Raw genomic sequence first — 22,513 nt, forward strand, 5'->3', positions numbered from 1 at the left:
ATGCAAATGAATAGCAAGCCCTGGCTAACACATGCAGGCTATGACGTTAGAATTTTACTCATCAGGCTTATATTAAAACGCGTAAAACATCTTGACCTGAGCACTTGGTATCCAAGTAATTTATTCAGATTAAGTAAAAAATGATTGCAGATCAGGTAAAGCAAAATGACGCTTCAGTTTCAGACAAGAACGAATTACTTTACTACCACTTCAAAAACAAGGTCTAATAAAATACTTTTAGGGCCCTCAGATGATTCACCCCGCGATGGCACCCTGAAAGAACAGGACCGGATCATACCTATACCATTTGCTGATGGTAATTGGTGCAGCAATCTCAACAATGAAAAAAAGTCTCCCGAAAAGGTCAGTTTCTGAAGTAAATACTTTTCGGTACGGTAGCTTTTATCCGGTACGGGCGCACCGACCAGTCTGACATTGTTTCTTTCCGCCAGCAGGGCTATCGAGCCGATCGCATTACTCCTGTAATTCAATGTATCTGCACGGTAAAGCGCGATAATCCGGTCCAGGTTTGCATTCTTCCTGTCCGTATAGCCCGGCTGTTCGGTTACGCTATGTTGTTGCATGAGCTGCTCTTTGTACTGTTTGTTCAGGGCTCTGGCCTCAAGTGTATGTTTAATAGCCAGTTCATAGGAAGCTACAGCCATCACCACAGCTGCCAGTACCAGTAAGTAATTTTTCTTAAAAGGCCAGTATTTCAGCATATTAATAGCCTAAAATTATGGTAAACAACCCGGTATTCAGTTCATTATTGAAATTGTAACTTTCGAGTTCCGCACTTTTTACCCATTTCTTTGATTTCAGTCGGGCCACCCATTCATTAACCGGGATGATCTGGGAAGATTCTCCGCGGATCAGTAATTTCCGATCTGTGAATTTCACACTGCCCAAACTCCGGTCAGCTGCGGCATCAACAGGGTCAATGTCGATTTGCTTAAGTATAATCCCGGCGGGCATTAATGCCGCCGCCTGGTCCACCAGACCGCTTTTGTTAATACCCTCTTCCCAACCAAGCGCGGTTAACAAAGATTCTTTTTGCCGGATCTCGTCAGCCAGGGCCCGAACATCCGTACTTGTCCTGGCCGAGGTACTAACCTCATCCGCCAAACGGGCATTCTCCGCATTCAGCCCGGAAAGCCATATAAAATTACCCAGTAGCAACACAAAAAAGAGCACAAGAACAAGCATGCCATTAACTCTGAATTTATGGTTACTGATCAAACCGTCCAATGTTGCCGCCAGATCTGGCACATCCGCTTTAACCGGGTTTACTTTCCCTGATAGCAATAATTGAAAAGCCGATGCATAAATCACGATAAGCGACTCATCCAGCACCTCGTTTTCAACCTTCATAGCGTAAACGGCCTGAAAGCCTTCATTGAAAGTGAGTTTTTCCCAATGTTTATCCGCCGAGCGCTCAACCCTAATACCACCGAACATCAATTCCTCATTATAGATGTTTAATTGGGGCAGAATATGCTCTACCGGAAAAGGCCCCAGGCTTAACATGACCGGCAAAAGCCCCCCTTCCATGAGCAAATCCAGCCATTTATCAGCCTCAGCCTTACGGATCACTGACACAAAAGAATATTTCCCGGAAGGAAAATGCTGCACATAAAAATCCTCCATGGCAACATTGGGTAGCACTGCTGAAAAATTCGCAGGGCTGATCTCCTCCACCCGCTCAAGCTGCTTGTACAATACACCCCGGCCCGAAATATTGATACTCAAAGGCACTGCTTGGCCAATATGCTTAATCAATTCATTCAAGCCAAGCGTTGTAAGCTTCTTTTCAAAAGTCAGGTTATGGCCATCCAACGCAACCTGACAGTAATTAAACGCAGCACTGCCGTCCTTCAGGACCGTAATCCCCAGTCCCCCTGCCTGTTTAATTCCGTAAAACCGGTCCAGTATTGCCATGTCCCTTATCGGATTATTGTAGATTTAATAAATAGTACGCTGACCACCTTGGATTTAGATTTTGTCCTACTGCTAAAAATCCACTTCAGCACAGGGATACGTGAAAGGATCGGGATACCCGAACCGCTTTCGTCGCTTTCCGTCCGTTCGATTCCCCCCAGCACGATGGTATCCTCGCTATGCACGCGCAAGCTGGTTTCAAACTTACTGATTGCCTGGGGCGGAGGTGAACCGTCTGTAGGTATGGACGTAAAATCAGAAATATTTACACTGATACCCAACGTAACCTCATCATTTCCGGATACCAACGGCTTGATCCCAATGGACAAGTCAGCATTTACCGCCTCATAAACATTCGAAAAAATAGACTGGGTAGCCGTAGTCGTGATGACGTTCTGGGTTGTATTTTTATAATATCTTTTACTTCCTATGCTCATCTTCGCCGTGTGGCCGTTCAAGGCAACCAACTTGGGGACCGAGCGGACATCAACGTTGTTACTTTCCTCCAATGCCTTCAGGCTGATATAAAAATTGGGGGTCACGTGTCCCAGGTTAATCGAACTATTTTTACTGAGGCTGCTCAGGAAACTGTTGATCGATTTGGCCCCGAAGGTATAGTCCAAACCCGACAACACCGTTCCTCCCGTTTTTACACTATCCGAAACACCAGCCGTAATCCCTGTAGATACCGTACGCGACTTATGAATATCAATCAGGGTCACCTCTACCAACACGCTCGGTACCAGGACATCCAGTTGCCTGATCAGTGCTTCCACCTCGTTGATCTGTGCGTCTGAGCCTGAGACCAGGAGCGTGTTCTGCTCCCTGAATTCTTTCAGCTCGATCCCCCGTTTCCAGTCTGCCGGGATCATCATCATCACAGTATCTATCGCCCGGTTTTGAAGATGGATCGCTCTCACCGATCTTAAACCTTCCTGTTTGCGGTCACCAATAATATAGATCCCGCCCTCCGAATGAAACGTATATTCCGTACTTTTAAAAAGCAAGTTGAGAAAAGTATCGTAACTGACATCATTCACATGCAGGGTGATATTACCTTTAATCTCGGAATAGATCGAGTAGCTCTTCCCTGTTTCTTGCGAAGCCTGCTTTACCAAATCGCTGATCGGCGCGCCGACAGCGTCAGCAGAGATCAGCTTCTGGCCATTCACCATCCTGACATATAACCCCGTTGCCCCACCTGCGACTGCACCTGTCGGCCTGAAATTTTTACGTACCGAAGTATTCTTGTCGCCGTTTATATATAATTCTTCATTTTCTCCCAAAGGCTGGAACAGGTAAAAACCATCGCCCGTTTTCACCATTTTCAATTCATTGGTATACGCCAGCTTTTCCAGCGCGCCGTCAAAAGGCGCACTTTCAATAAAGGCCGTTACCAATTTACCCTGCAGTGAGCCCGGTACAATCACATTTTTACCCGAAACCTGGCTTATCTTTTTAGCTACCGCAGGAAGACTGTCGTTCTGCAGTTCCAGCGAAAGCGCATTGCCTGCCTGTATATACTTTACATTGATATCTTTTACCAATGGCTTCACAAAACGATTGGGATCCTGAAAAGGGGTAATATAGATGATCGTACCCACCACAGTAACATCCAGGTTATACTTCTGTGCCATGAGCATCAGGATATTGGCAGCTGTGGCATTATTGAAATTGTCATAAACAACTATATTCAATGCTGGATCTACACTAATGTTCAGGTTATTGGCCAGTGCAAGTGTGTTCAGGTACTCCCGGATTGAAACCCCGCTAACCCGCAACTGTACCCGCTGCCCCAGACCCGGCACCCGGACTCCCAGATCATCCAGTTTTTGGTGAATCCCCTGGATACGCTCTGTCTCCTGTGCCAGGGCAGAAAAGCTAAAAGCCATCCCTAAAACAAAAAATAAAAAAAGTAAAAGTCTTTTCCCCATATCTCTTCTTAGTAATTAAATAAAAGCGGATATATCTCCTCGATCGACGTTAGTCCCATGCTAAAGATCTCAAAAGCATTCTCTGCCAAAGTATGAATACCACGCTCTGCCAGCAGCGCATGTACATTCGCATTCCCCTTTTTGATCTCCTCCGCCAGGTCAAGATCTACCGGGATCACCTCATAAACCGCCTTCCTTCCTTTATATCCCGTATAATAGCATTGCTCACAACCATGCGGCTGGTAATGAAGTTTTACCTCTTTTGAGGGACGGTACTGACGCGGGTACATCGACGGATCAAAATCATGCACTGTCTTGCAATGTGGGCACAACAGCCTGATCAACCGTTGTGCCACCGTCGTACTAAGCGTATTCGCCACCAGAAAAGGTGGAATGCCCATATCGATCAAACGCGATACTGTCCCCCAGGCGGAGTTGGTATGGATGGTTGACAACACCAGGTGTCCGGTCAACGCCGCACGAATTGCCATATTCGCCGTCTCGGGATCCCTGATCTCTCCTACCATGATTACATCCGGATCCTGCCTGAGGAAAGTCCGCAGCGCTGCCGCAAAACCCAGGCCGATTGATTCCTTTAGCTGTACCTGATTGACTCCTTCCAGCGTATATTCTACCGGATCCTCAATGGTCAGGATATTCCGGGTCTCCTTGTTCAGTAATTTCAGCGTGGCGTAAAGCGTCGTCGTTTTACCCGAACCCGTAGGCCCGCTGATTAGTAGGATCCCATTCGGGCGCTTAACGCCCTGCAGGTAATTTTCCAGATCGAAATCCGAAAAGCCAAGACTGTTCAGATCAATATTGGTAGCATCATTGTTAAGCAACCTGAGCACCACCTTTTCTCCGTACAATGTGGGCAATACCGACACCCGGATATCGAATTGATGCACCCCGCTTTTAAAATTGATCCTACCGTCCTGCGGCAGGCGTTTTTCAGCGATATCCAGGTTCGCACTAATCTTAATCTTATTAATCAATGCCGGGTAATCATCATTTTTGAGCAGGTACCGCTCCACCATATTCCCGTCAATCCGGATCCTCACCCTACATTTCTGTTCATATCTTTCTATATGTATATCACTGCTTTTCAAATTCTTCGCTTCCGAGATCAGGTCTTCAAGGAAATCATCACCCTGCTTCCCAACCTGGATTTGTCCTGTTCCCTCGGCCACGTTTTCCCGGAGGTAATACTTGGACAGTAATCTGGCAATCATTGTAACGGGCACAGGTTCCAAAATCACCTCGTTTCCCAGGAGCACTTCCAGTTCTACAGCCAGGTCGTTCTCATCAACGCCCGCTTCGCAATACAGCTCTATCCGTAAACCATCCCTCCCCTTAGGCAACACCCGGTAATGCCAAGCCTGCTCCTTGCTCAAAAAATGAATGTTCTCCGTCAATAAAAAAATCTCTTCCTGTTCCATTAATAAAACATCAGGCGCCATAACCAGAAATTGTTTGTTACATTAAAATGGAACAGGAACCAATCACAGCTTAGCATCAACAATAAAAAAAACGCGTAAAAGCCCACCAGCGGAATAAATAAAGCCACCCTTCCTGAAGCCCAACGCCAAAGCCTCCAGCAAAACAGCACCATTATAGAGGAAGCCACAAAAAAAAACGCAAAATTCAGCTCAGACAAATAGAACGCGATGGCCACCAGGAACAAAATATCCCCCAACCCCAAAAACCTCATGATATTCACAAACCGTCGCTTCCTGATTGAACAATACGCAGTTGTCATCAGGAGCACTAAGGCAATAAATTCAAGATTAAAAAACACTGGCAGCCAATACCCTCCCCAATCCCGCAGCCTGGAATAAGCCAAGCCGGCAAAAGCGATTGCTAAAAGCGGCGGCAAAAACCAGAACACCGCGCGTTCCTTAAAATCCTGGGCAGCAAAAACTCCGAGCATCGTCAGGATCATCAACTTTAAAAACAGCACCACGTCAATCGGGGGTTACCTCCTTTAGGTTCTTGTCCTGGTCAATCTCCCAGACATTGAACGTACCATTACCGTTAAAATCCACTACAGAAGTCGCCCTCGCCGTAAAGCCGGAACTGGAAACATTGACGATCTCGATCCGGTAATTAGCTTTGGCATCCTTGCCTTCTGTGCTCAACTTTTCCTGGATAAAACCCAACTCCGCCAAATCCTTCGAGTATTTGGAATGTTCATAGAAATAGGTCTTTTCCAACAACTGCAAATGATTAAGCTGTAATTTAGCTTCTGTAGTTTTGGCTTTCGTAATTAACGGCAGCAGGTTTGGCAGGATCAGTAAAATAAGGATACCGATGATTACCAGTACAACCAGAATCTCGGTAAGTGTATACGCAGGAAGGCGTCTTTGTGATCTCAATTTAGGTAATTTCATTATTTAAACTCAGTGCTAAGCTAAACAATATTTCCCTTAACGCAAACAAAATCAAAAATCAGTGATTAAATATTAATAATGTTACCGAATAATTAGCTTGGATTCCTTATGGCAACAAAAAATATCCCCCGGATATCAGTATTTACACTGGCATAAAGCATTAGGCTGAATAGCTGCTTTTCGCATATTTTTTGCTATGGTTCCGGCAATATCGCCAAAAGCAGTCTGTTTGAGTTCATTTCAGTCGATATGTTACTACGTTAATATACTTTAATACAGTTACTCACGGAATTTCGACTACCCAAAATAAAAGCAAATTTTTGGTCATTAAACAAATGTAGAAATAATTTGCAAAAATACTAAAAGTATTAGCATTTTTGCAACCCGTAATTAACAGCGCGTGTCAGAAACCAGGAGGGGACCTCTTTACCAGCAATCTGCAATTGCTGATAATAGGTAGTGATAGTAAACTCAACTTGTTCGAGGTAAGCGTTCGTTTCTTTGGCTTCCGGTACTTTTATGCGTAAGCCACCTTTTCCGCTGTCCCAATTTTCGACCTTTACGTAGTGCTTTAAAGCAAATCGCAGGCGCTCTTTGTTAACAGTTACAACGGCATAGACGTTGGTCACGCCGTCTTTCGCCTTTTCCTTTTTGATGGTGAAATGCACACCAAATGACCAGCCTTATCTCAATTACCAGGGACAATTCAAGTTCCCGGAGGTGGGCGGTTTGGCGCAAGGTGGGTTTAGTGATCTATTCGAGAATCATCATTTTACGATTGCTTATCGTATGCCCGCAGGTACGGAAGGCAGCGACTTCTTTGTAAAGTATCGTAACACTGCAAAACGGCTGGATTGGGGGTTGACTTACTTTAGAAAAGTAGAAAGCCTGCAGCCTGATCCCAAACGTAACTGGGTAGATGATGAAGGAAGGTTATATCCCAACACCGCGAAAGTAAAAACCAATTACTACGAAGTGTCCCTGCACTACCCGCTAAGCTGGTACAGCAGTTTGAATTTTACCACGGCACTCCGCAATGACCGTACTATATTTTAGCTACAGAAACATACAGTCTGAAGTTTGCGCCACTGCAAAGCAACTGGAGTATTTCGTCACTAAGTTATGAGATCAACAAACTAAGGCCCACACTACCCTTACTATACAAGGGCTTTTCAGCCAAAGCAACAATAGACCTGTTTAAAGGCTTTTCGCAAAAAGAGCAGGCGCCCACAGGCAGTACACTACAGTTGGCTTATCACCAACCGCTGCATAAGTACATTACGCTGGTCACGAGATTACAGGCTGGTTACAGCGGCGGCGATGCGCGGGTATTGTATAATCTCGGTGGCGTAGACAACAACCTCTCTCCGCGTGTTGACAGCAGTTGACCACGACTGTGAGCGACATCAAGACCAATGTATATGATTTTTCTGGTAGTCCTATTCAAACCAAAGTGTCGAAAGTAGTGGCGGGCAATACCACCTCTGTTGTAACTACTATCGGTTATGACCCGATGCGGCGAATTAACAGTATCGACCAGAGCTATAACGGCGCAACGGCTATAAGGATAGCCTCCTATGTGTATAACGAACTTGGACAACTGGTAGACAAGAAACTCCATAGCACCAACGGCGGATCGACCTATATGCAGTCTGTCGATTACCGGTATACCATCAGGGGCGAACTGCTGAGCATCAATAACAGCAAGCTGAGCCTGGATAACGGCAGTGGCAGCGGTTATACCAATGATGACAGCAACGACCTTTTCGGGATGCAGTTCCTGTATGATAGTGCCGATACCAATATTGGTAATACGGCTTACTATAACGGCAACCTATCGGCCATAAAATGGATGAGCAAGGACGGAAGCGGCGTAAGCAGTGTCGAACGAAGTTATAAATATACCTATGACGCCGTTAACCGCTACAAAGGCGAAAGCTATGCCGAGCGGGCAACAGCGTCCACAGGTACTTTCGGGAGTAATGTTGGCGGCTTTGACGAAAATGTAGGCCTTTATGACAGCAACGGCAACATTCAAACCTTAACCAGGAAAAGCTCTACACCCGGAACTCCTTCTATTAGCACCATAGACAACCTTAGCTATATCTATGATACAGCGAATCTTAATCAGCTGAAATCTGTAACAGATGCCAGCGGTAATGCTGGCGGTTTCAAAGGCGGCACAGGAAACTATGCCTATGATGCCGTGGGTAACCTGACGGCAGATCCTTACAAAGGACTTGGGATCACGTATAATGACCTGAACAAGACCAATGTGATCACGGTAACAGCGGGTACCAATCAACATATTGACTATACCTATGATGCCTCCGGGTCGGTAATCAGGAAACAACTGTATTATAATACAAACCCTGTAGTAACCACCGATTATATTGACGGCTTTGTGTATATTGGTAACTCCTTAAGTTATTTCCCGATGCCGGAAGGCCGGGTGCGTAATACGGGCAGTTCTTTAAAACCCGAATATATCATCAAAGACCAGCAGGGCAATGCCAGGATCAGCTTTGAAGAAAGTACAACTGCCGGCGTACCGGTGGTTAGACAGGAGAACAGCTATTACGGAATGGGCATGACTATCACCAACACCATGACTTTGCCTACAACTCCGAACAAAAACCTGTATAACGGCGGCACAGCGAATGGCAGAATGATTACGGTAGTGCGCCGGATTACTACCAAACACTGAACCGCAATTACGATGCGGCATTGAGCAGGTTTATTGCTGCAGACCCAATGGCAGAAGCAACAGAATCCATGAGCATTTACCAGTATGCCAACAATAACCCTATCATGATGAATGATCCGGAAGGTAATTATGCGCAGTCGTTGTATTACTCATTCATGAGTAACCCAGGGGCAGCAGAAGCAAGTCCTTTCTCTGATCCTAATTTCAACGCAAGAATGAGAGCAGCTTTTAAATTGCGCGGCAGCAATGACATGTGGAATACGGACGGTGGTGGTATTACCGGAGCCTGGCTTACCAATGATGCTGATGGATCTGGTGGTGGAGCAGGTGCGACCAAATTGTATGATGCAGATGGCGGCGGATTGATAGATAATGTTGACGATGCCATGGAAGCGGTAAGGCGTGCCAAATTTGAAGACGGTGGTTTTAGGATAGATTGGACTGAAGCAAATCCTGACAAATGGGGTGGTGTTTTAGGGAAAAGTAAGTTTATATCGTACGATAATACCGAACAGGAAAGTGGCCCAATGATGTTCCCAACCTCTCCGAATGTTTTTGTTTATAGAGTGAGAGATAATTTAATCAACACCAATATTTTTTACACCGAAAATTATATTCAGCTTGATATTCTCCATGGCGCATACAAAGTTGAACATGTTCAAGTTAACAATATTAACATTTGGATTCCTTACGGGTCTTTTTTACAAGGTCAAACATTGGATTATAAATTATCGTATTTAAGCGACGCATTAGCCGCTATGGTGGATGATATTCGGGAACGGGTAAATACCAGATGGGTTAATGGAAGCCTACGAGGATCACCTTCAATGGAGTCAGAGTTCAAACGCGAATTTAGAGCTTTGGTTGAAATGAGTTTTCCTGGAGTGGCAATAGATTTCAGACCAACGGTTCCAACTTGGACACCGTCGTTGATAATTCATAATATTTTTTAACAAGATGAAGAAAGAAGTAAAAAATATATTTTTATTGATAATATTGATCTGCTCTTTAAAAAAAACAATGGCACAAAATAGCAAAGACACATCTGGCCGCACGGTGCTCACATATAATACTGTAAACGCGGATTTTGGGCCCTTGAATGGCCGTGCAAAAATTATAGAAGCCACCATTGACTATTCGTTGATTAGTTTGGATGGAAAATTGTTTATGGTGTTTGCAACACCTGTGTTTAATGAAGGAAAATGGTGGATGGAACATTATGCAGAAGTTGGATCGATACAAAGATTAGTACTTCAACCGTCACATCAATACGAAAAACTCCAAGAGAAGTATTGTGAATTGCCTACATGGGTTGCAAAATTAACAGGGCTAACTTATCTTAGGTTAAATCAAGTATTTGTTGATCGGCTTGACTTATTGAAGGACACAGAAATTAAGTTTTTGGAATTTAATAACGTTAAGTTCCAAAATAAGCGAAGCAATACTCTTATTGATGATATAAAGAATTTGAAGCGTCTACGAGGAATCGCATACGATGATTCTGTTCCCTTAGATATAGTGCATTCATTGAAGATGGGTTGTGTGAACTGCGAATTGTATTTAACTACCGATGAGAGCCAAAAACAAAAATTTATGCACGATTTGAACATTGATCTATAATGCCATCAACCTAACTGGCCAAAAATGTCGGGCATGGTCAGTTAGGTTATTAAAGTGTTTTTAATAGGTATAAAAAAACAGACATGTTGTTCATGGTGCCTGAATACTGCGAAGGATGTCTTCCGAAAAATTGTTTATCAAATCTAACTTTTATAGCGAATATTTCCATAAAAAACGCCCATACATTCCGCATGGGCGTTTTTTATGGAAATATTACGGCAAGGGAATACTATAGATCACCAATATTGCCATTGCCGAACTTGTATCAATGGCCTGTTGTATCATACCTCCTGAAGTTCCGGTATTAATAAACCCTTCAACAACACCAGCCATATCACTTGTCACCTGTGCAATAAACTTGATTATGTTTTTCAGCTTACCTATGCTACCGGGATTAAACCCCTGAAAATTCAGCCAGTAGTAAGCGGAATAACGTGCAACCGACGCCGTACCAAGTATTGCCTGCTTTTCATTTAAAGACAGTTTTGCGTCTATCGCTACATCATTTTCAATGGCAATCAAATTCTGTTTGAGCAAGGTATAATCCGGGTTTTGTGGATTGGCCTTTTCAACGGTTTCAAACAGCTTTTGCAGCCAGGTCTTTGCTGCTGCAGAGAGCGGCGCTTTGGCAATGATGTTTCGGAAATGAGCCGCCGAATCAGCCAACACCCGGTTCAATGAGGCAAGCATTTTAGGACTGGCTTCGATGTTCATTACTTCATGACCAAACATAATAGTTGCCTGATTTACCTGCTCCAGTCTGGTTTGTTTGCGGTCATTCAGGTAAGCCAGCACATAATTAAGGCCGGTATTATGCCAAACGCCAACGCTGTCAAAAAGGTTTGCACTATTGGCAGGCTGTAAACCAGCCGTGGAAATTATTGCCGAATCAGACTGCTTGGTATCTGCTGTTTCTATGGAATTGCCGCCTTTTTTACAGGCTGCGGTGATTAAGGTAATAAATAATTGCATAAATGAAGCAGGAGCTTCCTCTCGACATGGCTTCGACAGAAGCCAATTAACAACCCTCACAACACCAACCGAAACTGGGCTGCACAAGGTAACATACCATCGAAGTATGTTTCCTCTCGGCTTGGCAAAATTAAGAAGAATATAATTCTATTTTTATTTATCGTTAATGATAATACCGCACGCCAGTTGAGGGAACCAATTGTCGCAGTTATTTTGTCAAAACCCCCAAAATAAAGTTTATGTTAAAAGTAATCACCATAACCCGTTTACAACAAAATCCCGGATGAACTAACAACCGGGATTTGCGTATTACTTACTCACATTCACTACTACTGGATTAACACTGTCACCAGCACAACCGCATAAGTGCGACACTCCAGTTTGGCCCTTCCTACCCAATTGCAGTTTTATTATAACGACTCAATAGTTGGATAACCATATTACTAAAACAAGTATTATTATGAGAAATGGCAATGTGGAATAGCATATCCATTTTTGAAAAGGATTAACTTTCATATCTTTCTTCTCATCAGTTACTATAATCCTCTTTAATTTTTCAAAAAAATACAGATAAGTTATAAATATTAGTATTCCAAGGATTAATTTGAACCATTCAAAATAGGTTTTATAATTGGCTTTTGATTGTAATATTTTATATTCCGGAAAAATTTTCAATGTAAATACTAAAAGTATTCCTCCAATTAAAACCCAGTGAAGACAATAATAATATATAGCACTGTTAACTGCTTTATCATCGTTGTCTCTGGCTTTAAATAATGCATAGAAACCAATTAAATAATATCTCAATATTCTTTTCATTTTTACCAACTTACTAAAGCGTGATTGGGCGTATTTAATGATTCATCTATCCTATCTCCAATACTTTTGCCCGTTGTTACCTTAAAACCAATATCCAGTAAAAAGTACCCCCCCGCTATCAAACTACCAAATCCTGAAACTGATATTCCGGCCATTGCACCATTAATCAAGTCTGAAGGTTTAATTGCACGATTATTAATAACGTTAGCAACAGTAAGACCGGCACTAACCAAAGCTAATCCCTTCGCGTATTTATCATATTTCGCTACATCATTTAAAGCTTCACTCCACGATTTATTGACAAAATAATTATTCTTAACCGCACTGAAAACAGATCTTACTATACCATTTTTTTGTAAATGATAGACATCATTTACAATATGGGCATTAGAAATATAAGACAAACCAGCGCCAGCAAACCCAACTATCGCATTAGCATAAAACATAGGATCATGCGTGTAGTCGTCCCCCTGATTGACATTCTCTGAATTTGGCGTACTTATTTCAGGCGCCCCATCCATCGGCTTAGCTTTTTTCCCATCGCTGTTATAGAATATCTGGGTCAAATTTATTTGGCCGCCATCTGAAATCATCCTGAATGCCTCATTATCTATTCCAGTGCCATTAACAAATTGAACTGTTCCTCCATTGTTACTTGCTATTTGAAGCGCTCTATAAAAATCCTGCGCTTCCTGGGCATTATCTGATGTCCATCCATTAGCCGTTTGCGTCCATAAACCATCTATATCAACAGAGCCGGCAGGGTTATTTAATACATACGCATAAGGAGAAAAACTTTCATAAATCTCCTGTAATGCGTCTGGCACTCCCCACCTACCTATCGCAGGATCATAAAATCTCGCACCATAATCATATACATTCAGCTGATCCTGGAACTCTTTATTATTGTAAAGATATTTATTTCCTCCATTTTGCTGGCGGTGCACGTTCAGGCCAAAGGGGTAATAATCATCTTCGCCAACCTTTCCGTTTGTCTGGTCAAACGTTACCCTGTTGTTGCCAAGATGATCAATCAGCCGGTACTCATAAATATAATTGCTTCCGGACCTAAGCGCATGGCCTTCTTCAGTTTGGATAAAGTCTATCGTGCCATCTGCTTTATACTGAATTCCCCCGATGTAATCAGTTGATGCCCCGGCACTTACTCTTCTCAACTTATTGCCGGCAGCATCATAGGTATAAGTTAAGTTTTTGCCGGGCACGCTGGCCGGTAAATTCAGCAGGTTATAGGTGATGGTACTCCCTTGGCCATCGCTGGTCGCATTTCCGTTAACATCATAGCTGTAGTTCCGGGTTATGCTATTGTTATTGCTGGTAACAGTTTGTAACTGGTTGCCGCTATAGATATAACTGAGGGTGCCGCTGTTTGGCCCAAAACGGGTCATCCCCTTTATGTTCCCGTTAGCATCGTATGTAATGTTGTTTTCACTGAATGCCTCTGCCGAATTACCTGCCGTCAAGCGGTTCAGTTGATCGTAGCCAAAGGTAACAAATTTTTGCCCTATACTCCCCTTGTTATATAACTGCTCTGAGATACTGCCATTATATCGCGGACTCCCGTTATTCGCCTGTACCGGCGTATTGTAATTAAGTGCCATACTAAACAACTTATCGGGGGTGGGAGCCACATTCGGATCATTGATCTTCGAAAGCCAGCCGCGTTCATTATAGGCATAGCTTGTGTTTTGCAAAAAAGATACACCGGCGTCGGTACTGTGCAAGTGTTTTATATTCAGCTGACCACGCTCATTATAATCTGCCTCACTTAGTAATACATTGGTTCCGCCGTTAAGTTGTTCAAATGTTTGCGTTTTACGGCCCATGTGGTCATAAACATAAACGTTAGCTACAGTTAACACGGGAGTTGTGGTGCTGGTGGTGTTATAATGTTTACGTGTTGTCGTGGTTACCGCATTCGTAAAGTCATAGCTAAAGGTTATTACGTCATAGTTGTTTATATTTGGTGTGCCGCCACCCAGGTAGTGCTGTTTGTAGGTTTGGATATTGCGCCCGAGATTATCATAGTAACTTACGTCCCAAAGCATATTAGCGGTACCCAGTACATTTATTTTCCGGCCGGTAAGCCGACCTGTGGTTTGGCTGCTTGCTCCAGATGGCATGGTATTAAACACCGGGGGCAGCCCGGTAATATTACTGAAGCTGTAGTCGTCATAATAGTTTATGCTCAGGTAAGTGCTGATGGCTGGATAGCTGTTGACAGCAGGATTATTGCCGACGACATATCCTATATTTACATCACTTTTATCGCGGGTATCCCATTGAACGGCTGCATAAATATTGGCCTGTAAAGTAGATTGTGCCATTACAGCGCCTGCATTCCACAATCCGGTCATAACTACCCTGCCTAAGGCATCATATTTGGTCACTGTCCATTGGTTGGTTAACCGCTGTATACCATCCTGGGTAAGTACGGGTTGGTTCAATTTATTGTATACCATGAATTCCCAGTCCCTGCCAGGCAATTTTTTTTGAATTAACCGGACCTGCTCATCGTAATTGTACTGATAGCACAGGTTGTCGAGCGTCGCTTTTACAGGCAACCCGGTATCGGCACTGCTCAGCGGCGGCAGTACAAAGGCAAGCTGTCCGAAATCATCGTAAACATAGTAAGTGGATAAAAACTGCAATACACCTCCTATATAATTAAATGTACGTTTAAGCACAACATTCCCATTTTTGTCTTTATATTCTTCGGTAGTACCGCCCCGGCCGCTCTTCCAGTTTTCATCTTTTAAAACCCTCACGGATAATTGATTAGCCGGATAGACGGCACCATTGTTATTGGATAGGGTGCGGGTAAGATCGCTGTTGACTGTTGCAGTATAGAGCAGTACCGCAGTACTGTTAGCAGTGTCACTTAAGGGGAGTGCATTGTTGAATTTGTAAACCATTTTCACGGTATGCCCAGTGGTATTACCGGCTACCGGTTGCCAGTCGGTCCCCGGCGCACCCTGTTCTGTTACCCGGTTCAATGGCGATGGCTCAAAGTTGGTTACCGCAAAGGGTTGGGGGTTATACACTATTCCATTGCTTTGCTGGGCTCCGGAAGCTGCTGTACTACCAGCGGGGTAATAAAAATTCAGCACGCCCGCACCTGCTGCAAGGGCGTCTGCTTTGTACCCGCCATCAGCCGTAGTTGCTGCATAAGGCAGGTATTTTCTTACTTCCCTGCCTAAAACGTCGTAAGTAAAAGGTTGCACTAAATCTTTATCTAACGGCGAACCCTTTACCTGGATGTTTTGAAGCTCTCTGCCCAACCCGTCAAAGTATTGTACCGTTTGCATGATATCACAGCTGGTTTTGCCCGTGGTACTAAATGAGCTCATTGCTGTACGTGGTGTGCTGGTAACGATGTAGTTTTTGCTCTGACTAAAATTGTTTGTTAGCAGTTGGCAGTCGGGATTAGCTATATACAAATTTAAGCTGCTACCTGCCGCTGCTGCAAAACTAAACGTAGGATTTAGTGTAATACCCGAATAATTATAATACGAGCCAGCAGCCAACGTGGCAGTATACGTTGCCGGCGGCGCCAGGTATGTACCAGTTTGTGCCTTTAAGGCGAGCGCACTAAGTGTAAAGCTCAAAACAAAATAAAATTGTTTGAGCATTGATTTTATTGTGATATGATTAGCGTTCATTATTTTCAGTTTTAAGGTATTGGTTTTGATAATGGTAATCTGTTATTTTAGTAGATCCCAATATTTTTTTCAGATCCGGTACCATTATTAATATTGACATTACTAAAACTAACATGGTTCCCGGCAACCGCTGTCCTTCCGCCCACATAAAAGTTATGGCTGTTGCTTGAACCAATGGTAGAAAAAGATACGCTATAAGTACCGGCAGGTAATACAAGTGTAGATGAACCCGGAGGGCATACATAACTTTTGTTATATCCGGTACCTGCGGAAAAGTTCAGTCCCGTTGAAAAATTTATCCCGATAGAATCCGATGTGGAGTTACTAAACGTAACTGTTATCGTGATGGCGCATACACAATTGGCATTGGCATAATTTTGACCATTTGCGTTAACCTCGTTTTGGGCCTGGTTGTCAGCATCAGCCTGTGAAATAAGCGAACTATAGGTTTGGGCGGGTACAACGTAATATACCTGTCCTGGTACCGTACCGGCTGCGCAGTTATTCCTTGTAAAGAGAGTAGATAAAGCCGTATTATAATATTTCAGCACACAGGTACCGTTTGCATTAGCATATGCCTGACCTTTCACATTAATATCGCTCAAAGCCTGCGCATTGGCATCTCCCTGAGATATCAAAGATGTATACTTGCCGACAGGAACTGTATAGCTTACCGCCGGACCGGGTATATAATTACCCGCGGGGCAATCATTTTTCAGAAAGCTTGCAGACTGTGCTATATTTGAAATTGGGGCAGCATAATTATAGGCATAGTTTTTAATAATATTATTGTTCGGATCTTTAAGATTAACAAGACGTGTAAAGTCGTCATATTCAAAATAGCTGCTTTGATTATTGGCATCGGTTGTGCTTTCAAGCTCAATTCCTTTGTAATAATTAGCTGTAGTCATTTGTGCGGTTTGCGGGCTTAAAGCTACTTGGTCAACTAAATTACCATTTGTATTAATGGTTACCGCAGTAATACCGGTTAGTACCCATTTGTATAAATTCCAATTACCGTTAATAGCAGTACTTACGCCATTTACTGTTACTGAACCGCTTCCTTTTGCCCATAAACTTACATTGTAATTGCCGGATGATAAACCGCTTTTCGTAATAGTACCATTATAGCTTTTTAAACCTGATTTACCTGACAATGATGAAATACCGGCCGGCGTGTAAGTCCAATTACCTAAATCATCCGTTTCGAACCCAGAGTAAGCAATCGTACTAAACGATGCATTATCAGCTTTAGCCAGCGTATTCCCAGATTTATCTAAAATAATAGCAGTTTTAATGCCTCCCTGGTTCTCAAATTCAACAAGCCTGCTCTTGCTATCGTAACTATTATATGTTAAGACAGGTTTGAAATTATGATCTGCAGGCAACAGAACAGTGCCCGAGAATGAACCAGGGGTGCCCAGCAAAGGCTTTGTCAACCGCGCCGTGTACGTTTTAAGCGGTCTGATAACTCCACTGCTTAGCGTCTGATATTCCGTAACATTTGATTGTATCAGGTAACTGCCCGAAGGCTTGGTTAGCCACCACTCTGTCAATACCGGCTGGTCAATGATATTATTAGTAACAAGTGTAGATAACGAACCGCCAAGACTGTAATCAAATGGATAATAAAAATATTTAGTTACTGCATTTCCATCGGAATTTAGTTGTGACGATGTGCGGGGCAAAAAATAATTCGGATCATACGTATTTTGGGTAAGCAGTTCGCTGGAAGCTGTTTCGGTTGTTGACGGATAGTTATATTCATGTGTAGCCTTCAACTCCATTCTCCCCGTTACAGGATAATAATTATTGAATTTGTATATGAATCTGATCGCGTAAGGGTCAGAACTCCCACTAGTATTTAAAACATCAACTTCTCCATCCTTTGACATATATAATGATCTGTAGTTATCATCAATCTTTTGTTGCTGAAATATGTTATATTCATTTACAATCCGCTTGGTCATCGCCCCGGTTGAAGAAAAATAAGTTGTAGTCACCGGTAGTCCCACAGCCCAGTAAGGCCGGTCCACCGGCCGGTAGGGATAATAATCCTTCGGGCTCCAAAGAGTAGTATAGCTCAGATCAGAGTACTCATATACAATCTTTCCGTTGTTGCTGCTGCCATTTTGCAGCACTTCTTCCACTCGCCTGTAACCGGCAAAGCTTCCGTCGATATTGGACAACGGATTTACAGGATTTGTAAACGAAGTTGTTATAGTATATTTTACATGAGGATTAGATGGCCACCCTCCATCATCATAGTAACCATTTTTAACAAAAGTAAATTCCGGCGTTTCCCCTATAAAGCCGGAAGACAAACCGTCAGTCTCCACATAATTATATTGTTTGATGATATCATTCTGTGGGTCTATCCCGTCATGTAAAATCCGTCTTTTTATACGTAATCCGGCTATAGTTACATTGCCACTACTTCCTCGTTTGTCATTTAACTCGTATTGAAATTCCTCAGAGCCGCCTGTTGGATAGATGATTCTTTTTAATGCTCCTAGTCTTGCATAATTCAGATCAGGCGTTCTATCTGCAGCCGGCCCCAATGGAGTGGGTATCACAAAAGCGGTAGCATTTGTTGAAGCAGTGGCGTTGGTTTTCCCATTGTAATAACCCCAAAAATCCAGACCAGCTTCTATGTATGAACTATTCACAAAAGTGCTGTGAGGCACAACAGTTTCATTTAAGTTTTGATCTAAAAAATAATCGAAAGCATAAATTGTCTGATTATTATTATTGCTGCTTACCAGGTCAATAGCATTTAAATAGTCATTCCTTTTCGTAGCAAAATATGTATTTGTTGTGGTTTGTGTATTGGTATAATTGGCAGTAGTGCCGGAATCCCAATAGAGATATTTCAAATAATAGGATTTTACAATCTCCTGCTGGGGGTTAAGTATATCAATCGATTTTAATAAAGGTGACGTAGCTGGATCGGTACCATCCAAAAAATAATTTAGATTAATTTTTGTTTGATCTGAAAAAGTAATACTCTGAAGATCTGCTTCTTTTGCTCCGAGTCCTCCAGAAATTGAAATACTCCCGGATGGCATGTCTGACCGTTTACTATACACTCCTGTCATTCCGGCTCCTGTCCATATTTGCCTGGGTATATATTGATACGTAATCGATTCTTCGCTAAACGGCGCTTCTATTTTAGTTAATAACCAAGATGATGGATACTCCTTCATATAATAGACAGCGGTAGGAGTCAGGCCCGGATTAGGATCCTCTTCTTCGGTTACCTCAGTCTGATTAAAGTAATATTTAATTCCGGCTTCATCAATTATCAGGAACGAGGCTAATTTAAATTCAGTAGTGCTCGTGAAATTGGGAATGACTTTCAATTTACTATCAGGTACTACTATCACCTGCTTGTCTTTACCGATATAAAACTTGCCTGATTTCCCCGGAATATTAAATTCAAAAATATCATGCTGTGAATCTGCCGTTCCGTCAGCATAATTAAAGGTTGGATCAGTATTGGATATCCTACTATCACCATCTGCCTTATATGTTATACCATTGTTGTATAAAACACCATTCCACTTGGTGATCGGGGTTCCATTTGATGAAGTTTCATTGGTTTGATAATCGTCTGGAATACCCCTTGTATGCCTGACAATGGCTCCACCAGCACGAAGCAGCCAGCCCCTCCCTGTTATATTAGTATATTCACTCGCTTTAATACCACCGGCACCGGTATAAGCCATGTGCATGCTGAAATCCAAAACCGACATCTTTTTTTCATATAATGGCAAATCTATATTCGCCATCCCAGTGAAGTTATTCATTGGTATATTGTCAATCTTGCTGAATGCATATGCATTCGGCGAGTGCATACTAAAATTATGCGTATAATCAGATTGGGCCTGGAGGGTTCCCTGTATAAATGAAGTAAAAAATAATACCAGTAATAAACGGTAAAACATAGTCTTTAGGTTAAAGTGAGTGAAAAGGCTTTATTATGTAAAATTATGTTGCTTGTTACAATTGTTGCATTCATTAAATCAACATGTCGTGAAAAGCTATCGATAACAATTAATCGGTTTATATTTATGATTGAAACATTTATTTGATTTTGTTGGCAAGTAGCTCCATTTTCTTGTTTAACCGATCAATTTGTTCCTGCTGTATTTTTAGTTTTGTCTCAAGAGCATAATTATTTTGTGATTGGGCTTTCACCTCTTTATCCTTCTCAATCAAATACAAAGTCAATTCTTCCACCTTTTTGAGTAACAGCTTATTCATCTCGCCAAGATCTTGCCCATCCTTTGCGATTTCCTGTTCTGAGGGTATTTCAGGCAAATGCTGGTGTTGATCAATATAAGTTTTAACTTCTGATAGGGGCGGCAGCTGATAGCTTGGTTTGAAGACATAGTCAGGCCATACATTATTAAGCTTAACTGTTACTGATGTTGCAATAGCACTGCCGTTTACCGCAAACTTGTAGCCTTTGGTATCATTTGTATTTATGGCTATATTCCCATTGGCGTCGGTAATTAATACAGGCAATATAGCCGGCGTAATATCGGTACCAATTGGTGTTTGGGAAGTAATGGTTTGCAATTGTGATTGCGCACCATTACCCAATTTACAAGACTTAACGGAGAACGCTGGCCAGTCCAGGGTACTGATAATATATATATCAGTATTACCGTTTGGATTGGCATAGGCTTTTATTGTGAAAGCGCTTGTAGCATTGCCATTTGTTACCTGGTGAATAATTAATCCCCCGCGATTACCTACATAATAGGTAGTTACTCCAGTGTTATTTGAACCCCAGCCACCGCCAAAAACATCTATTTGCAATTTGGCAGCATTAGAATCGTTATCAGGCGGAAGACTGCCAACTAATAAAGATACCCTGGCGGTGCCTCCTACATACTCATATGAGTATTGCGCATGCACTAAGCCGGGTAGTGAAATTAAGCCCAACAAAAATAATACTACTTTAAAAAAGTCTATTTTATTCATGTGATTTATTTATTTGTGATTCAAGTTTTTCTATCCTTTTATTTTGTTCTATTAGGTACAGAGTCAGTTCTTCTACCTTCTTTAACAAAAGTTTGTTCATCTCCCCAAGGTTCTGCCCCTCGTTGGCGATTTCCTTTTCTGAAGGTATTTCCGGTAAATGTTGGTTTTGGTCGATGTAAGTTTTAACTTCTGATAAAGACGGTAGCTGATAGGTTGGTTTGAAGACGTAGTCGGGCCACGCACTTTTTAATTTTACAGTAACTGATTCAGCTATTATACCACCGGCAACTGCCAGCTTATTGGTACCCATACTGGTTGTAAACTGACCAAGCTGCAACCTTCCGTCACCTGTCAGCCACATAAGCAGGTTTTCAGTATTGCTGTTATTGTGATTATAAAAAGCAAAACCTCCTGTATTTCCAGCGCCCTGGTTGGAAATAAAATCTGTTTCACCTGCTCCTGCAGTTCTATTCCAGCCTATTAAAACCTTGCTTGAGTTTGCCAAGAAGTTAGTGTTTACACCATCCAGATTGGTATTTCCCCCAAGCAAAGCGCCGTTTACATCCAAACTCATCGCCGGTGTAGTTGTATTTATGCCAACTTTGCCGGCAAAATAGCCTTGGCCATCGGCTCTAACACTGAAATTGACATTGCCATTGGTAACACCATCATAATAATAATTGGACGTTCCTGTTGGGTTGTCTGTCCATGCCCTGAATATTCCGGCAGATGGAAAAGCATAGGTTGATCCTAATTGATGACCAGTAAAAAATACTTGTCCTACCGAAGTCTGTGCTACTATTTTCGTATTGCTGTTCAGCGCATCGTTGGCGTCAACAGTTACAGTCTTCGTTTGCGCAAACGCCATATGTACTCCGGCCGAGACCACCAATGCCATTAAAAAAATTCTTTTCATCGTTTATTCTGTTTACTTTTTAGTTGTTTAACCTCTTTTTTCAGGATTGTTATCTCTTCTTTAGCCTCAATCATGTATAGCGTCATTTCTTCCATCTTTTTAAGCAAAATCTTATTAGCCTCGCTAACATCAAGACCGGTTTTGATCATCTCGGCCTCCGATGGGACTCCAGGTAGATGCTTGTTTTCCCGGATATAGCTTTTAACCTCATTCAAGGCCGGTAGCCTGTAATCCTTTTTGAAAACATAGTCAGACCATCCATTCAGGTCGATCACTACAGACTTAGCATGAATGGTACCATTAACAGACAGCTTCTGGTCAGGCGTTAGGGTGCCGACGCCAATATTCCCGGCTCCGTCAATAATAAGGTCATTCCCATAATACCATTGGGCACCAGTCCCCAGTTTATCAAAACTTCGCCGGGTCCCTAAGATCATTTTCCCGGTGGCATTACTGTTGCTTGTATTTCCCGCTACGGTTATTATCCTTGCCTGCCCCCAGGCGTTACTACCATCCGTATTAGCGGGAATAACGAATTCCAACTG

Annotated in this window: 18 protein-coding genes; 4 read left to right on the forward strand and 14 right to left on the reverse strand. The window is 42.6% G+C overall.

The window, feature by feature from the left end:
- Positions 1-194: 194 nt before the first annotated feature.
- The 7 genes from MusilaSJ_RS03970 to MusilaSJ_RS04000 all read right to left on the reverse strand — a co-directional run bounded on the left by MusilaSJ_RS03970 (position 195) and on the right by MusilaSJ_RS04000 (position 6,930).
- The gene (locus tag MusilaSJ_RS03970) at positions 195-722 is read right to left on the reverse strand and encodes a hypothetical protein (RefSeq protein ID WP_274988771.1); all 528 of its coding nucleotides are present in this window, start codon (positions 720-722) and stop codon (positions 195-197) included.
- 1 nt (position 723) lies between these two features.
- Positions 724-1,938: a hypothetical protein gene (locus MusilaSJ_RS03975; RefSeq protein ID WP_274988772.1), complete on the reverse strand. Its 1,215-nt coding sequence runs from the start codon at positions 1,936-1,938 to the stop codon at positions 724-726.
- A gap of 5 nt (positions 1,939-1,943) precedes the next feature.
- Positions 1,944-3,872: a secretin GspD/PilQ domain-containing protein gene (locus MusilaSJ_RS03980; protein WP_274988773.1), complete on the reverse strand. Its 1,929-nt coding sequence runs from the start codon at positions 3,870-3,872 to the stop codon at positions 1,944-1,946.
- A gap of 8 nt (positions 3,873-3,880) precedes the next feature.
- Entirely contained in the window at positions 3,881-5,332 is a 1,452-nt protein-coding gene (locus MusilaSJ_RS03985; RefSeq protein ID WP_274988774.1) for a GspE/PulE family protein, read from the reverse strand.
- Positions 5,311-5,802 (reverse strand): hypothetical protein, encoded by a 492-nt coding sequence (locus tag MusilaSJ_RS03990; RefSeq protein WP_274988775.1) that lies wholly within the window; start codon positions 5,800-5,802, stop codon positions 5,311-5,313. The genes MusilaSJ_RS03985 and MusilaSJ_RS03990 overlap by 22 nt, the downstream gene beginning before the upstream one ends.
- A gap of 34 nt (positions 5,803-5,836) precedes the next feature.
- The gene (locus MusilaSJ_RS03995) at positions 5,837-6,262 is read right to left on the reverse strand and encodes a prepilin-type N-terminal cleavage/methylation domain-containing protein (RefSeq protein ID WP_274988776.1); all 426 of its coding nucleotides are present in this window, start codon (positions 6,260-6,262) and stop codon (positions 5,837-5,839) included.
- Between the two features lie 368 nt (positions 6,263-6,630).
- Entirely contained in the window at positions 6,631-6,930 is a 300-nt protein-coding gene (locus MusilaSJ_RS04000) for an Arm DNA-binding domain-containing protein (RefSeq protein ID WP_274988777.1), read from the reverse strand.
- On the opposite strand from MusilaSJ_RS04000, the gene MusilaSJ_RS04005 reads away from it, so the two are divergent.
- From MusilaSJ_RS04005 to MusilaSJ_RS04020, 4 genes are all read left to right on the forward strand, one after another.
- Positions 6,917-7,318: a hypothetical protein gene (locus tag MusilaSJ_RS04005; protein WP_274988778.1), complete on the forward strand. Its 402-nt coding sequence runs from the start codon at positions 6,917-6,919 to the stop codon at positions 7,316-7,318. The genes MusilaSJ_RS04000 and MusilaSJ_RS04005 overlap by 14 nt on opposite strands.
- 340 nt (positions 7,319-7,658) lie before the next feature.
- Positions 7,659-8,969: a hypothetical protein gene (locus MusilaSJ_RS04010; RefSeq protein WP_274988779.1), complete on the forward strand. Its 1,311-nt coding sequence runs from the start codon at positions 7,659-7,661 to the stop codon at positions 8,967-8,969.
- Between the two features lie 20 nt (positions 8,970-8,989).
- Positions 8,990-9,922, forward strand: coding sequence for an RHS repeat-associated core domain-containing protein (locus MusilaSJ_RS04015; protein WP_274988780.1), 933 nt, complete (start codon positions 8,990-8,992; stop codon positions 9,920-9,922).
- Between the two features lie 4 nt (positions 9,923-9,926).
- Positions 9,927-10,589 carry a hypothetical protein gene (locus MusilaSJ_RS04020; protein WP_274988781.1) on the forward strand — a complete coding sequence of 221 codons (663 nt, stop codon included), beginning with the start codon at positions 9,927-9,929 and terminating at the stop codon, positions 10,587-10,589.
- Between the two features lie 213 nt (positions 10,590-10,802).
- Here the strand turns inward: MusilaSJ_RS04020 and MusilaSJ_RS04025 are convergent, their stop codons facing one another.
- The 7 genes from MusilaSJ_RS04025 to MusilaSJ_RS04055 all read right to left on the reverse strand — a co-directional run bounded on the left by MusilaSJ_RS04025 (position 10,803) and on the right by MusilaSJ_RS04055 (position 22,510).
- On the reverse strand, positions 10,803-11,561 hold the full coding sequence (locus MusilaSJ_RS04025) for a hypothetical protein (RefSeq protein ID WP_274988782.1): 759 nt from the start codon (positions 11,559-11,561) through the stop codon (positions 10,803-10,805).
- Between the two features lie 420 nt (positions 11,562-11,981).
- Positions 11,982-12,380, reverse strand: a complete 399-nt coding sequence (locus MusilaSJ_RS04030) for a hypothetical protein (protein ID WP_274988783.1) — start codon at positions 12,378-12,380, stop codon at positions 11,982-11,984.
- 2 nt (positions 12,381-12,382) lie between these two features.
- Positions 12,383-16,030 (reverse strand): DUF6443 domain-containing protein, encoded by a 3,648-nt coding sequence (locus MusilaSJ_RS04035; protein WP_274988784.1) that lies wholly within the window; start codon positions 16,028-16,030, stop codon positions 12,383-12,385.
- A 77-nt stretch (positions 16,031-16,107) separates the two neighbouring features.
- On the reverse strand, positions 16,108-20,007 hold the full coding sequence (locus tag MusilaSJ_RS04040; protein ID WP_274988785.1) for a DUF5977 domain-containing protein: 3,900 nt from the start codon (positions 20,005-20,007) through the stop codon (positions 16,108-16,110).
- Positions 20,008-20,146: 139 nt separating this feature from the next.
- Positions 20,147-21,052 (reverse strand): hypothetical protein, encoded by a 906-nt coding sequence (locus tag MusilaSJ_RS04045; protein WP_274988786.1) that lies wholly within the window; start codon positions 21,050-21,052, stop codon positions 20,147-20,149.
- Positions 21,045-21,968 carry a hypothetical protein gene (locus MusilaSJ_RS04050; RefSeq protein WP_274988787.1) on the reverse strand — a complete coding sequence of 308 codons (924 nt, stop codon included), beginning with the start codon at positions 21,966-21,968 and terminating at the stop codon, positions 21,045-21,047. The genes MusilaSJ_RS04045 and MusilaSJ_RS04050 overlap by 8 nt, the downstream gene beginning before the upstream one ends.
- Positions 21,965-22,510, reverse strand: a complete 546-nt coding sequence (locus MusilaSJ_RS04055; RefSeq protein WP_274988788.1) for a hypothetical protein — start codon at positions 22,508-22,510, stop codon at positions 21,965-21,967. The genes MusilaSJ_RS04050 and MusilaSJ_RS04055 overlap by 4 nt, the downstream gene beginning before the upstream one ends.
- Between the last annotated feature and the right edge of the window lie 3 nt (positions 22,511-22,513).

It is taken from the genome of Mucilaginibacter sp. SJ (assembly GCF_028993635.1).
Taxonomy (GTDB): Bacteria; Bacteroidota; Bacteroidia; order Sphingobacteriales; family Sphingobacteriaceae; genus Mucilaginibacter.

Excerpts from the sequence above, each read along its gene's own strand:
- MusilaSJ_RS03970 (WP_274988771.1), bottom strand. The coding sequence starts at position 722 with ATGCTGAAATACTGGCCTTTTAAGAAAAATTACTTACTGGTACTGGCA.
- MusilaSJ_RS03975 (WP_274988772.1), bottom strand. The coding sequence starts at position 1,938 with ATGGCAATACTGGACCGGTTTTACGGAATTAAACAGGCAGGGGGACTG.
- MusilaSJ_RS03980 (WP_274988773.1), bottom strand. The coding sequence starts at position 3,872 with ATGGGGAAAAGACTTTTACTTTTTTTATTTTTTGTTTTAGGGATGGCT.
- MusilaSJ_RS03985 (WP_274988774.1), bottom strand. The coding sequence starts at position 5,332 with ATGGCGCCTGATGTTTTATTAATGGAACAGGAAGAGATTTTTTTATTG.
- MusilaSJ_RS03990 (WP_274988775.1), bottom strand. The coding sequence starts at position 5,802 with ATGCTCGGAGTTTTTGCTGCCCAGGATTTTAAGGAACGCGCGGTGTTC.
- MusilaSJ_RS03995 (WP_274988776.1), bottom strand. The coding sequence starts at position 6,262 with ATGAAATTACCTAAATTGAGATCACAAAGACGCCTTCCTGCGTATACA.
- MusilaSJ_RS04005 (WP_274988778.1), top strand. The coding sequence starts at position 6,917 with ATGGTGAAATGCACACCAAATGACCAGCCTTATCTCAATTACCAGGGA.
- MusilaSJ_RS04020 (WP_274988781.1), top strand. The coding sequence starts at position 9,927 with ATGAAGAAAGAAGTAAAAAATATATTTTTATTGATAATATTGATCTGC.
- MusilaSJ_RS04025 (WP_274988782.1), bottom strand. The coding sequence starts at position 11,561 with ATGCAATTATTTATTACCTTAATCACCGCAGCCTGTAAAAAAGGCGGC.
- MusilaSJ_RS04030 (WP_274988783.1), bottom strand. The coding sequence starts at position 12,380 with ATGAAAAGAATATTGAGATATTATTTAATTGGTTTCTATGCATTATTT.
- MusilaSJ_RS04035 (WP_274988784.1), bottom strand. The coding sequence starts at position 16,030 with ATGCTCAAACAATTTTATTTTGTTTTGAGCTTTACACTTAGTGCGCTC.
- MusilaSJ_RS04040 (WP_274988785.1), bottom strand. The coding sequence starts at position 20,007 with ATGTTTTACCGTTTATTACTGGTATTATTTTTTACTTCATTTATACAG.
- MusilaSJ_RS04045 (WP_274988786.1), bottom strand. The coding sequence starts at position 21,052 with ATGAATAAAATAGACTTTTTTAAAGTAGTATTATTTTTGTTGGGCTTA.
- MusilaSJ_RS04050 (WP_274988787.1), bottom strand. The coding sequence starts at position 21,968 with ATGAAAAGAATTTTTTTAATGGCATTGGTGGTCTCGGCCGGAGTACAT.